Genomic DNA, 13,614 nt, shown 5'->3' on the forward strand with positions numbered 1-13,614 from the left:
GCCGTCTGGCGGCATCTGGCGCGTGCCTGCGCGACCTCCCCGCAGCGCCCGTCAACCTGACCTATCGAAGGATATATATCGTTCGATCAGGTGCGGACATTGACCGCAATACTATCGAAGCGGGAATGGACGCGCCCTCTGCGCCGGCGGCACAATGAAATTGGAGGGGCGCATTTCAGTATGCGACCGGCTGCACCGGGGTAGGTGCATTTCCGGCATTAGGGGCTGCATCCCTTTTCCAGAGAGAATTTTGAACCAAGGAGAATCTCCATGGCACTCGACATCTTGACCCAGGACATCGTCCTCGACGAGACCACCGGTTTTACGGACGATGATATCAATCCGGCCATTCCGCCATACGACACCAACCCCACGGTGCAATATCTCCTAAGTCTCGACGATCCGGGTGGGCTGACCTCGCCGGAGGTCGCCTTCCAGGCCAACTTCGTCGTGGCCTCGGCGAGCGCGGGAGAAACCATCACCTCGGTCGTTCTCTCCCAGAATCTCACCGGAACCCCGTTTTCCACCACCGTCGGCGTCAACAGCGGCATTCAGACGGTCGATGGCAATTATGTCTGGCTGTTCAAAGACGCAGACCCGACCCATGCAAACGTCGTAATCGGTGTCATCGGCACCTCTGACCCGTCGGCCGCACCGGCTGCAACCGGCCCGCTCGCTTTCTCGTTTGGGCTGGTCAGCACCAGCGCCACCAATGCGGACCTGTACACGGTCGAGTATGTGCCGTTGCTCAATCCGGACGCGACCAATCCGGACGACCGTATCGGTTTGACCAACAAGGTGTTCGCGTCGGTCACCGGCACCTCCGTGGCTAGTTTTCTGGGCTCAGCCGCCGCGCCCGGCAACAATGATTTCTATCTGATCAATTCGGCCAATGACGCTTCCAAGCAGCTGCTGGTAATCGGTTTGAACGGTGGCAGTGCCAACGTCAGCGAACAGGGCTTCGGCATCAACAACCAGAGCATCAATCCGAACGAAACGCTGCAGGTCGATTTTGTCACCGGCGGTACCCTGAACGCAGGGAGTGCGTCGCAAATCCAGTACGGCAATCACATCGAGACCATCACGCAGGCCGGGTTCACGATCAGCCAGATCACACCTTCCACTCCGACTGCGCGTGTGGACGTCACCGTCAGCGCCTTCAACAATACGGGCAACGACCAAGGCACGAACTTCTTTGACGGCACCACGACCAGCCCCGTGGATATCACCGGCATCAAGTTGACGGGTACATCGGGGTTTGCGTCCGTCATCACTGTCGATGGCACCTATGCGACCGGCAGCGGCAACATCACCGTCACCGGGCTCAGCGGGACCGGAAACGCCGTCACCATCACCGGGCTCGATAACACCACCACCGTCGATATCACCACCGGCAGCCCAATGGATCGGCTGACGGTCAAAGGGGTCGATGCAAACGAGGGGTGCGACATCTCCGAGTTCCATTTCTCGGCGACGAGCACCAACGCCTATAGCGAAGAGGTCGGCTCCCACATCAACTTCGACGATGATGGCCCGAGCATCTCGACCACCGGCGCCGAGCCGACGCTGACCGTCGACGAGTCGGTTCTTACCACCAACGACACGCAGAGCTTTGCCGCCAACTTCAGTTCGAGCTTCGGCGCCGACGGGGCCGGCACGCTGACCTACGCACTGGGCGTCGTGGCAGGCCCTTCGGGTCTGATCGACACGGCGACCGGCCAGGCGGTCGTCCTCTCGCTCAATGGCAGCGTCGTTGAAGGCCACACCATCGGCTCCAACGACCTCGTATTCACCGTCTCCGTCAGCGCCGCCGGCGCCGTCACCCTCGACCAGCTCCGGGCGGTGGTCCATGCCGACGCCAGCAACCCCGACGACAGCACCAGCCTGGCCGCCGACAATCTGGTCACGCTCACCGCGACCGTCACCGACAAGGATGGCGACCACCTGTCGGCCAGCCTCGACATCGGCCAGAACCTCAACTTCAAGGATGATGGCCCGAGCATCTCGACCACCGGCACCGAGCCGACGCTGACCGTCGACGAGTCGGTTCTTACCACCAACGACACGCAGAGCTTTGCCGCCAACTTCAGTTCGGGCTTCGGCGCCGACGGGGCCGGCACGCTGACCTACGCACTGGGCGTCGTGGCAGGCCCTTCGGGTCTGATCGACACGGCGACCGGCCAGGCGGTCGTCCTCTCGCTCAATGGCAGCGTCGTCGAAGGCCACACCATCGGCTCCAACGACCTCGTATTCACCGTCTCCGTCAGCGCCGCCGGCGCCGTCACCCTTGACCAGCTCCGGGCGGTGGTCCATGCCGACGCCAGCAACCCCGACGACAGCACCAGCCTGGCCGCCGACAATCTGGTCACGCTCACCGCGACTGTCACCGACAAGGATGGCGACCACCTGTCGGCCAGCCTCGACATCGGCCAGAACCTCAACTTCAAGGATGATGGCCCGAGCATCTCGACCACCGGCGCCGAGCCGACGCTGACCGTCGACGAGTCGGTTCTTACCACCAACGACACGCAGAGCTTTGCCGCCAACTTCAGTTCGGGCTTCGGCGCCGACGGGGCCGGCACGCTGACCTACGCACTGGGCGTCGTGGCAGGCCCTTCGGGTCTGATCGACACGGCGACCGGCCAGGCGGTCATCCTCTCGCTCAATGGCAGCGTCGTCGAAGGCCACACCATCGGCTCCAACGACCTCGTATTCACCGTCTCCGTCAGCGCCGCCGGCGCCGTCACCCTCGACCAGCTCCGGGCGGTGGTCCATGCCGACGCCAGCAACCCCGACGACAGCACCAGCCTGGCCGCCGACAATCTGGTCACGCTCACCGCGACCGTCACCGACAAGGATGGCGACCACCTGTCGGCCAGCCTCGACATCGGCCAGAATCTCAACTTCAAGGATGATGGCCCGAGCATCTCGACCACCGGCGCCGAGCCGACGCTGACCGTCGACGAGTCGGTTCTTACCACCAACGATACGCAGAGTTTTGCCGCCAACTTCAGTTCGGGCTTCGGTGCCGACGGGGCCGGCATGCTGACCTACGCACTGGGCGTCGTGGCAGGCCCTTCGGGTCTGATCGACACGGCGACCGGCCAGGCGGTCGTCCTCTCGCTCAATGGCAGCGTCGTTGAAGGCCACACCATCGGCTCCAACGACCTCGTATTCACCGTCTCCGTCAGCGCCGCCGGCGCCGTCACCCTCGACCAGCTCCGGGCGGTGGTCCATGCCGACGCCAGCAACCCCGACGACAGCACCAGCCTGGCCGCCGACAATCTGGTCACGCTCACCGCGACTGTCACCGACAAGGATGGCGACCACCTGTCGGCCAGCCTCGACATCGGCCAGAACCTCAACTTCAAGGATGATGGCCCGAGCATCTCGACCACCGGCGCCGAGCCGACGCTGACCGTCGACGAGTCGGTTCTTACCACCAACGACACGCAGAGCTTTGCCGCCAACTTCAGTTCGGGCTTCGGCGCCGACGGGGCCGGCACGCTGACCTACGCACTGGGCGTCGTGGCAGGCCCTTCGGGTCTGATCGACACGGCGACCGGCCAGGCGGTCATCCTCTCGCTCAATGGCAGCGTCGTTGAAGGCCACACCATCGGCTCCAACGACCTCGTATTCACCGTCTCCGTCAGCGCCGCCGGCGCCGTCACCCTCGACCAGCTCCGGGCGGTGGTCCATGCCGACGCCAGCAACCCCGACGACAGCACCAGCCTGGCCGCCGACAATCTGGTCACGCTCACCGCGACCGTCACCGACAAGGATGGCGACCACCTGTCGGCCAGCCTCGACATCGGCCAGAACCTCAACTTCAAGGATGATGGCCCGAGCATCTCGACCACCGGCGCCGAGCCGACGCTGATCGTCGACGAGTCCAACTTGGGTGCCAACAGTGCGGATTTCGCGACCGTTTTCACCCCAAACGCCGGCGCGGATAGTGACGCTATCAGCTATGCGCTCGGCATCAATCAGGTTACGAACGTTAGCGGCCTCACTGACACCTTGACCGGCCTGTCCGTCCTGCTTTTCGTCGAAGGCGGCGAGGTGGTCGGTCGTGCCGGTTCAGCCGCTGGCGATATTGTGTTCACGGTGAGCGTGGCTGTTGACGGGACCGTGACGCTCGATCAGGCACGTGCCGTCATACACTCGCCCGACACCGGACCGGATCAGCAAACATCGCTGGCAGCCGATGATCTCGTAACCTTGACGGCGATCATCACCGACGGTGACGGCGACCAGGCCTCGGACAGTGTCAACATCGGTACAAGCCTCGTCTTCAAGGATGATGCGCCGACGATCACAGTGCCGTTCGACGGTGACCAGAACGCCGGCAACGGTATCGGGACCCCCGAGACTCTGGCCAACACGCTCAACGCGTCGGCCACCGGAGCCTTCGGGTACGACATCGGCGCGGATGCTCATCCGGCCGCGTTCTATGCGAGTGGTTCTGACTTTGTCGACCAGAATGGCGCGCTTGCCGGCGTCCAGATCGGGCTCACCGGCACGATCACCGGCGGCGGCGGTGGTAACATTCTCACCTCGGAGGTGACGCTGGCGTCGGAGAGCCTTACCTCCGCGACGTTCAACTTCACTTTCACCTACGACAAGGATCCGGCGGCTGGCACCCAGACCGGGACGGCGGGCGGCACCCTCGTCTTCGACAAGATTGCCGATACTTATACCATCCACCTGACCGACCCTCTCGAAGGCTTCAGCTTCGACGTTATCCACACCAGCCAACTCTTGTCCAAGGAGCCCCTCGGCAATACGGGCCACCCACAGATCGTGCTGGAAAAATTGCAGGCTGATGATCCGAATACGCCGGCTAACGAAAATTTCTACGTGCAGTTCACGGGCAACTTGATCAACAAAGCCAACCCGTTCAGCTTGACAGCCAATGGCGAGGGGTCATCCGGCGACGCCACCTTCACCCTAGGTGGTCACGAGATGGTGAGCAACGCCAATGAAAGCTGGGTATCCGCGACGCAGAGTACCAACGGTGTCGCCGGTGACACGATCCAGAAAGGCGAACTGCTCACATTGCGGTTCTTCGACAGCAACGTCGGTATCAACAGTCAGAACGAGGCTACCCAGCCGACAGCGACCGCCGGCACCATGGCCATCAAGTTCGATGGCATCGGCAACAGCGAGGATCTGATGCTGATCCTCAACCTGATCGACGACAAGGGCACGGCGTCGACGCTCGACGATGTCTCGATTACGAGGGCGATGTACGTGCAGAATGCCGACATCTTCAAGATGGGTCACGTCCCGGCCCCGTACAGCGGCGAGTTCACGCTCGACAACAATGACGGCCTCGTGATCATCGAGCAGAACGACTACAACGCGGCCGGCGAGCACTTCGTGTTGCAGGGTGTCCAGATCATGCAGTCGGGCAACGGCATCACCGGCAACAACACGGCAATCAACCTGAACCCGACGACCGGCGCCGGTGGCGGCAGCGATGCGACCACCAACCTGGTGAATTTCGACCCCACCGACAACGACGTGCTGAAGATCACGGACATCGGCTTCACCTCGACCTCGACCCAGACGCCGGATGCCCACCTCGACTTCGCCTTCAAAGTGGCGGACGCGGACGCGGACCAGACGGCGATGCAGCACATACTTGTCGACGTCGCCTGACACTGGCCAACGGGGGGGCAGCCAATGCTGCCCCCAACCTTCCCGCACGAGATGTCATCCCGCACACCAGAGAAATAACGATGAAAACCAAACAACAGCCCCCTGCCCTGCAGGTGGTGATGAAAGAGGCCAGACGTGCCATCCGGCCGCTCGTCTGGTTCAGCGGCGGCATCAACGTGCTGATGCTGACCGGAGCGCTCTACATGCTCCAAGTCTACCACCGCGTGTTGTCCAGCCACAGCCTGGAGACGCTGGTGATGCTGTCGCTGATGGCGGCAGGGGCGCTCGCGGCAATGGCGGGGCTGGAGGTGGTGCGCGGGCGCCTGCTGGCTACCGTCGGATCGTGGATGAACGCGCGATTGGCACCGGTTCTCCTGACCGCATCGGTGGAATATGCCGCCTCGGCGCCAGGCCAAGCCAACGCCCGTCCGCTGCGCGACCTGGATCAAGTGCGCAACTTCTTCACCAGCCCCAGCATCTTCCCGATCCTCGACGCGCCTTGGGCACCGTTGTTCTTCGTTGCCATATTCTTCATGCACCCATGGCTGGGCTGGTTGGCGCTTTGCGGCGGGATCGTGCTGTTCGCTTTGGCGCTGCTCAACGAATACCTCACACGCAAGCCGCTGACCGAGGCCGCAAGCGCACAGTCGCGGGCCTATGTGCAAGCCGAGGCGGCGATCCGCAACGCCGAGGTCGTCCAGGCGATGGGCATGTTGAAGCCATTGCTGGAAGGCTGGAAGGCCCAACAGGACGAGGCCAACAAGGGACAGGTTCTTGCCGCCAACCGTGGCGGCGTCATCGCGGCTATCGCGCGTTGTCACCGGCTGGCCCTGCAAATGGCCATACTCGGCCTCGGCGCCTATCTGGTTGTTCGCAACGAGGCTTCACCCGGCATCATGATCTCCGCCTCGATCCTGATGGGTCGCGCCTTGTCACCGGTCGAGCAAGCGATCGGCACATGGAAGGCGACGGTGGGAGCGCGTGCCGCTTACAAACGCCTCACCGCGGTCGCCGGACAGCACCGGGAAGCCACACCGGTCCTGCCACTGCCCCGTCCGAAAGGCAGGTTTGAGGCCGACAACCTTGTGCTTGCCCGACAGGGTGGCGAGCACATCCTGAAAGGCATCAGCTTCCGTCTCGAGCCGGGTGAAGCGATGGCCCTGATCGGTCCGAGCGGGGCCGGCAAGACGAGCCTGGCGCGCATACTTGCCGGTGCCTGGCGCCCGTCGGGGGGGCGTGCCTTGCTGGACGGAACGGATGTTGCCCAATGGGCGGCGGAAGACCGTGGCCGTTATGTCGGCTATTTGCCGCAGGACATCGAACTCTTCGCCGGCACCGTATCCGACAACATCGCCCGCTTTGCGACGGTCAATCCGGCGGTCTTCCAGCACGTGATCAAGGCAGCGCAGTTGGCCGGCGTCCACGAACTCATCAAGGGACTGCCGAAGGCCTACGGCACCGAGATCGGCGAGGCGGGTGCGATACTGTCGGGCGGGCAGCGCCAACGCATCGGGCTGGCGCGGGCACTTTACGGCGACCCCACGCTGCTTATCCTCGACGAACCCAATTCCAACCTCGACAGGGAGGGCGAGGAGGCATTGATTGCCGCTCTCGGCGTGGCCAAGGCGACGAACACAACCGTTATCCTGATCGCGCACCGCGCCAACATCTTGGAGAAGGTAGACAAGATACTGGTCCTCAACAGGGGTCAGCAAGATCTCTTCGGGCCGCGCGACCATGTCTTCAACGAACTCGCCAGCCGCGTCAGCAAGGTGGCCCATCTGCCCAAGGCTACCCAGTTGCCTGCCCTCGAAGTGGTCAAGGAAACCAAAGAGGTCAAGGAAGCATGAGCCGCCCCCCGGAATTGAACGTCGTGCCGTTGCCCCTTCCGCCGCCCTCCCTGCTGCAACCGATGCCGCTGCGTCTCACAGGCGTGACCTGCACCGGGTTCGCGATCATGTTCCTGTTCTTCGGCGTCGCGGGAGGTTGGGCGGCCCTGGCACCGTTGGACAGCGCCGCTGTGGCGCCGGGCGTTATCAAGGTCGCCGGCGACCGCAAGCTGATCCAGCACCTCGAGGGCGGCATCATCGCGGAGTTGAACGCAGCCAACGGTGATGTCGTCAAGGCCGGCAAGATCCTCGTCCGGCTCGACGACACGCAGGCAAAGGCGCAGCTCGACCTGATCCAGAACCGGATAGCAACGCGTGAGGCGCTGGCCGCACGTCTCAGGGCCGAGCGTGACGGCAGGGCCGAGATCGAGTTCGATCCGGCGTTGCTCGCCAACCCCGCCACCGCCGCAAGGGACGCGGTGGCCGCACAGCGTGACGTGTTCGCTGCGAAGCACCACAATCTGGCGGACGAGCGGGAAATCCTCAGCCAGCGCCGCCACCAGACCGAGGAGGAGATAAAGGGACTGGAAGAGCTTATCGTCACCAAGGACAAACAGATCGAGGCAATCGAGGGTGAGACCAAAGACCTCGAGAGTCTCCTCAAGAAGGGGCTGACTACCCGCGAGCGGAACCTGTTGCTCAGACGACAGCAGCAGGAGATCGAGGGCGAGCGCGCCACCAACATCGCCGCAATCGCCCGCGCCAGAAGCGCCATGGCCGAGATCGACATGCAGATCCTGAACCTCGACACCGTGCGGCTCAACGAGTCCGTCGATGAGTTGAGCAAGGTCGAGGCGGAACTGTTCGACCTGAGACAGGAGGAGCGTGCCGCCAGGGACGTGCTTACCCGTACCGATGTCGTCGCACCGGTTGACGGCATCGTCATGGATCTGAAGGTCCACACCGCGGGCGGTGTCGTGAAACCCGGCGATACATTGATGACGATCGTACCGCTCGGACAACAACTCGTGGTCGAAGCCATGGTCAAACCGGAGGATGTCGAGACGATCGCACCCGGACAGCCCGCGCGCGTCAGCTTCCCGGCCTTCGCCCGCTACAACCTGCCGCCGCTCGAGGGTGTCGTGGAGATCGTGTCGGCCGACCGCATGGTTGAGGAGCGCAGCGGCGCACCGTATTTCGCCGCGACGGTTGTGATCGACAAAAGCGAACTCGGCAAGCTGGAGGGCCGCAAGCTGCTGCCCGGCATGTCGAGCGAGACGATGATCCGGACGGGGGCTCGCACCGTTCTCTCTTATCTCGCCGAGCCGATCACGCAGAACTTCCGCCGGGCGATGCGGGAAAAATAGCCGTACGCCGCCCAGCGAAATTCAAGACAGCAGCATTCGCCCGGCCGTGATCGCCAGGAAGAATGCAAAGGCAAGTTTCAGGTAGCGCGGGTTGAGCGCGTGGGCGAGCCTTGCGCCCAAGGGTGCGAAGAGGAAGCTCACGGGCGCTATGATGGCAACCGCCGGCAGGCTGACGTAACCCAGGCTGAGCGGAGGCCTGCCTGCGATTGCGAGACCCGACCAGATGAAGCCAGCCACTGCCGGAAGCGCAATAAGCAGGCCAAGCGCCGACGATGTGCCGACGGCCCGGTGCACCGGAAAGGAAAAGCTGGAAAGCGTCGGCACCGAGAGCGTGCCGCCGCCAATTCCCATGAGCGAAGAGACAAAGCCGATCACAGAAGCGATCGCACGGTTGATCCAGCCGCTCTGCGGCAAGTGATCGGAGATCACGAGGTGCTTCGGCAACGCCATGTTGAGGGCCACCAGCAGGCCGACGACGCCGAAAACCAGCCGCAAGCCGGCGCCCGGGATGAACTTCGACGTGATGCCACCGATCAGGGCACTCACGAAAACGGCCGGTCCCCACAGAGTGAGCAGAGGCCGATCGACATTGCCGCGCCTGTTGTGCGACCGCATTGACGAGATCGAGGTGGGGATGATGACCGCAAGCGACGTCGCGACAGCCAGATGGCTGATCACAGCAGGCGAAAAGTGGAACAGGCTAAGCACCCAGAACAGCACCGGGACGATGACGATGCCGCCGCCGACCCCCAGCAGACCGGCGAGCACGCCGGAGGCCATTCCGGTCATGGCCAGACCGGCGACCAGCATTGCAATCGTCAGCCCGTCGAAAACCGACGTGTCGAATCCGAAGTCCACTGTGATCTTTCCTTGATTGGCCGACTGCGGCCTTGCGGATACATTTTTGGCCGCGCCTGTCCGCCCGTCGCGACCTGGGTGCAGATCGCCCGAAAGCGTACAGGTTTGGGGTGCGGAATGCTTTAGTGGCGCACCATCCCGGCGTCGACATTGAGCGTCTGGCCGGTGATCCAGCGCGCATCGTCGGAGGCCAGGAACGAGACCACATCGGCGATATGTTCCGGCTGCCCCTTGCCTTTCATCGCCTGAAGCATCTCGACGAAGCCGAACGCCTCATTGTGCGGGCTCGCCTTGACGCCGTCGCTCTCGATCAGGCCGGGCGTCACCGCATTGGCGGTGATGTTGTATTTGCCGAGTTCGGTGGCGAGCGCCCTGGTGAAGCCTATGACGCCACCCTTGGCTGCGACATAGGCCGCCATGTTCGGCGTGCCGGCAAAGAAGGTGTTGGATGCGATGCTGATCACCCGCCCAGCTTTGCCTGCCGCACGCATCTGGTCCGTGCCGGCGCGGCTGACGATGAAGGTGCCTGTCAAATTGACGTCGATGATCTTGCGCCAATGGTCGAGATCGACATCGTCCCAGGCGACGAACGGCACGATGCTGGCATTATTGACCAGGATGTCGATGCCCCCGGTCAGGGTCTGGATTTCGGCGAAGAGTGCCTTGACGGAGGCCGGATCGGAAATGTCGGCGGCAATCGCCCTCGCCCTTCCGCCTATTGCCGCGGCCGCCGCCTTGGCGCCTTTGGCATTGATGTCGCTGACGATGACGGTTGCCCCGTCGGCGGCGAGCCGCGCGGCGATCGCCTTGCCGATACCCTGCGCAGCGCCCGTAACCAGGGCCGTCTTCCCCGCAAGCCGTTCAGTCATGAAAATGCTCCCTCAATCCGTGGTGATATCTGTTCAGGCGTCGGCGTCGATCACGGCGAGCGCCGCGTCGATACCCCTGCCGATCGCCAGTTTCTGGCCGGCCGCGTTCATGGCGCCGCCAAGTGCCGTCAGGGCCGCGATCGCATAGATCGGCTGGGCGGTCGGTCCCATGTGGCCGATGCGCGTCAGCTTGCCCAAGGTCTCGCCGCGGCCAGACGAAAACACCACCCCGTAACGGGCGCGGGCAGCCTGGCGAAGCGCCTTCTCGTCGACACCTTCGGGCGTGCGGACGGCGGTCGTGGTCGGCGACGCGATGCTGTCGCTGGCAGCCCAGATCGACAGGCCCATCGCGGCGACCCCGGCGCGCATGGCCTTGGCGGTGAGCGCGTGGCGCGCCCACACCGCCTCCGGTCCCTCATTGAGATAGAGGTCGAGCGCGACATCGAGCCCGTTGATTTCCGAGACCGACGGCGTGAACGGAAACGGCTTATCCCGCGACCACGCATGCTCCCAATCGACGATGCTCAGCATGGATGCGCGCGGCGCTAGGGGATTGCTCTTCATCTTGGCCCAGGCCCGCTCGCTGACGCCCATCATCGTCAGGCCGGGAGGCGCGCCCAGGCATTTGTTCGGGCCGGTGACATAGATATCGGCCTTGCAGTCCTCCGGGTGCGTCTGCATGCCGCCAAAGGACGAGACGGCATCGACGATGAGATAGCCGCCATGCGCTGAAACCAGCGCACCGATGGCGTCGATCGGATTGATGGTGCCGGACGGCGTGTCGTGGTGGCAGACCGACACGATGGTGATTTCCGGATGCTTCTTCAGCATTGCCTCGACCGCCTGCGGATCGATCGCCTCGTTGTAGGGCACCTCGATCTCGAGCAGATGTGGCGAATAGCGCTTCGCCCAATAGCCGAACCCCTTGCCGTAAACGCCGGAGGCAAGGTTGAGCACGACATCGTCCGGCGTGATCAGCGAGGCCGCGGCGGCCTCCAGGCCAAGCACCGGCTCGCCATGCAGGATGACCGGCTTGTTCGACAGCCGCATCGCCTTTTGCGCCTTGTCGACCACACCCTCATAGAAAAGCTGGAACGCCGGGTCGTAGTCGTAGAGCACCGTGCGGCCGAGACCGCGCAGCACTTCGGCATAGGCGTTCACCGGTCCCGCGGTCAGGGTGATGACCGGATCGGCGTGTTCGAGATAGCGCATCGTCTTGTCTCCGGATTGGCGGCGGTCAGCCGTAGAATTGCGTGCCGGTCTTGTAGGTCTTGAAGTTGTCCATGTCGTGCGAGTACATCAGCTCGGCGCCATGGTCTTCGGCGAGTTTCTTCACCTTGCGCATCGAATTGATGCCCGCCACCGGATCGATGTGGAAGGCCGCCTGGCACAGCGTCTCGAGGCTCTTCTGCGTATAGGCCGCATCGATCGTGAACATGATCGGCTTGCGCTTGGGGAACTCGACCAGCAGGCTGTAATGGCCGATCGAATGGCCGGGCGTCGAGATCAGCCGGACGCCCCTGGCAAGCTCGACGTCGCCATCGATGCCTTCAAAGGTCGAATTCGCCCGTGTCGTTCCCGCAAGCAATTGCCCGGTCGCGCCACGCGCTTCGGCAGCCTCCGCCGAAAAACTCAGATCGGAATAGCCGAGATGCTCGAAAGGTTCGGGATTGCAGGCCTGCGGCACCTCGGTCCGGTGGCAGATCTTCTTGGCGTGCGGAAAATACTTGTTGCCGCCGCAATGATCGAAGTGGAAATGCGAATTGACGACGACGTCGATGTCCTTCGGTTCGAGGCCGAGCAGCGCCAGGGCGCCTGGGATGGTCTGGTGCTTTTCCTGGATCGGCTTTTCGAACGGCAGCACCTTCATCACGTGATCGTAGTCGTAGCCGGTGTCGATGAGGAACCGGCCCTCGGCATGTTCGATCAGGATCGAATAGACGGGGAAGCGCACTTCGCCGCCAGGGCCGCGGTTCCAGAACACATGATATCCGTCGAGAACGAGCGAGCCGCCGTCGAGCAGGTAGACCTTGGTATCCGACATTCTTGCCTCCTTTATTGGCGCGGGTCCCGTCCGCGCATGAATTGTCCTCAGCGCGCGCCGCGCTCATATGGAATGCCGAGCGCCGCCGGCAGGCTGGCGCGCCGGCCGAACAGCACCAGCATGATCATCACCGCCAGGAACGGCAGCATCTGGATGATGTCGGTCGGTATGTTGATGCCGGCCACTTGCATGGCCGTCGTCAGCGACAGGCAGACACCGAACAGCAACGCGCCGAACAGCACCCAGATCGGGCGACCGCGCGCCAGCATGGCCAGCACGATGCCGAGAAAGCCCGCGCCATTGGTGATGAACGGAATGAACAGCCCGGCCCCGACATTGGCGAGATACGCGCCCCCGAGCCCGGCCAGCGCTCCGGTCGTCAGCACGGCGATGGTGCGGGTCCGCACGACATCGATGCCGGCGACATCGAGCGCGGCCGGCTTGTCGCCTGCCGCCTGCAAATTGAGGCCCAGCTGCGTGCGCCGGTAGATGTAGCCCATGCCGAAAACCAGCGCGACCGCCAGATAGACGATCAGATGATGCTTGAAGAATGCAGGCCCGATGACCGGGATGTCCGAAAGCAGCGGAATGACAGTCGCATCCGCCGCGGGCAGGCGCGGGTAGCTGCGCGAGAACTGGAAATGGTGGAGCAGCGCCGTCAGGCCTTCCAGCCCCAAGGTCAGCGCGATGCCGATGACGATCTGGTTGAGCCCGATGCGCACGCAAAGCAGCGCCATGACAAGCGCCACCGCAGCACCCCCGGCGGCGCCGGTGAGAAAGCCCAGCCACAGCGACCCGGAATAGAAAGCGCCGACAAAGCCGAGATAGGCGCCGGCCAGCATCATGCCTTCGATGCCGATATTGAGCACGCCAGCCTTCTCGGAGATCTGCTCGCCGAGCCCGGCAAGCAGCAGCGGGATCGCTGCGGTGACGGCGCCGAACAGCAGCGCGCTGAGAAAGACCTCGCTGAACAGCCCGGTCAT

The 13,614-nt window shown here is 63.5% G+C and carries 8 protein-coding genes; 3 read left to right on the plus strand and 5 right to left on the minus strand.

Going from position 1 to position 13,614, the window contains the following annotated elements; genetic code table 11:
• Positions 1 to 270: 270 nt before the first annotated feature.
• The 3 genes from A4R29_RS35115 (at position 271) to A4R29_RS23270 (ending at position 8,860) form a co-directional block, all read left to right on the plus strand.
• Positions 271 to 5,664 carry a DUF5801 repeats-in-toxin domain-containing protein gene (locus tag A4R29_RS35115; RefSeq protein ID WP_063172977.1) on the plus strand — a complete coding sequence of 1,798 codons (5,394 nt, stop codon included), beginning with the start codon at positions 271 to 273 and terminating at the stop codon, positions 5,662 to 5,664.
• Between the two features lie 80 nt (positions 5,665 to 5,744).
• Complete coding sequence (locus tag A4R29_RS23265) at positions 5,745 to 7,514, plus strand: type I secretion system permease/ATPase (protein WP_063172978.1); 1,770 nt, start codon at positions 5,745 to 5,747, stop codon at positions 7,512 to 7,514.
• Entirely contained in the window at positions 7,511 to 8,860 is a 1,350-nt protein-coding gene (locus A4R29_RS23270) for an HlyD family type I secretion periplasmic adaptor subunit (RefSeq protein WP_082827485.1), read from the plus strand. Before A4R29_RS23265 ends, A4R29_RS23270 begins: the two co-directional genes overlap by 4 nt.
• 21 nt (positions 8,861 to 8,881) lie before the next feature.
• Here A4R29_RS23270 and A4R29_RS23275 read toward each other — a convergent pair whose 3' ends face one another.
• The 5 genes from A4R29_RS23275 to A4R29_RS23295 all read right to left on the minus strand — a co-directional run bounded on the left by A4R29_RS23275 (position 8,882) and on the right by A4R29_RS23295 (position 13,614).
• Positions 8,882 to 9,718, minus strand: coding sequence for a sulfite exporter TauE/SafE family protein (locus A4R29_RS23275; protein ID WP_027163700.1), 837 nt, complete (start codon positions 9,716 to 9,718; stop codon positions 8,882 to 8,884).
• 122 nt (positions 9,719 to 9,840) lie between these two features.
• Positions 9,841 to 10,587, minus strand: coding sequence for a pyridoxal 4-dehydrogenase, SDR-type (gene pldH, locus A4R29_RS23280; RefSeq protein WP_063172979.1), 747 nt, complete (start codon positions 10,585 to 10,587; stop codon positions 9,841 to 9,843).
• Positions 10,588 to 10,620: 33 nt separating this feature from the next.
• Positions 10,621 to 11,799 carry a pyridoxamine--pyruvate transaminase gene (gene ppaT / locus A4R29_RS23285; protein WP_063172980.1) on the minus strand — a complete coding sequence of 393 codons (1,179 nt, stop codon included), beginning with the start codon at positions 11,797 to 11,799 and terminating at the stop codon, positions 10,621 to 10,623.
• A 25-nt stretch (positions 11,800 to 11,824) separates the two neighbouring features.
• Entirely contained in the window at positions 11,825 to 12,631 is an 807-nt protein-coding gene (gene pldA, locus A4R29_RS23290; RefSeq protein WP_063172981.1) for a 4-pyridoxolactonase, read from the minus strand.
• Between the two features lie 47 nt (positions 12,632 to 12,678).
• Positions 12,679 to 13,614, minus strand: a complete 936-nt coding sequence (locus A4R29_RS23295; RefSeq protein WP_027039488.1) for a putative B6 ABC transporter permease subunit 1 — start codon at positions 13,612 to 13,614, stop codon at positions 12,679 to 12,681.

This window comes from Mesorhizobium ciceri biovar biserrulae, assembly GCF_001618845.1.
GTDB lineage: Bacteria > Pseudomonadota > Alphaproteobacteria > Rhizobiales > Rhizobiaceae > Mesorhizobium > Mesorhizobium ciceri.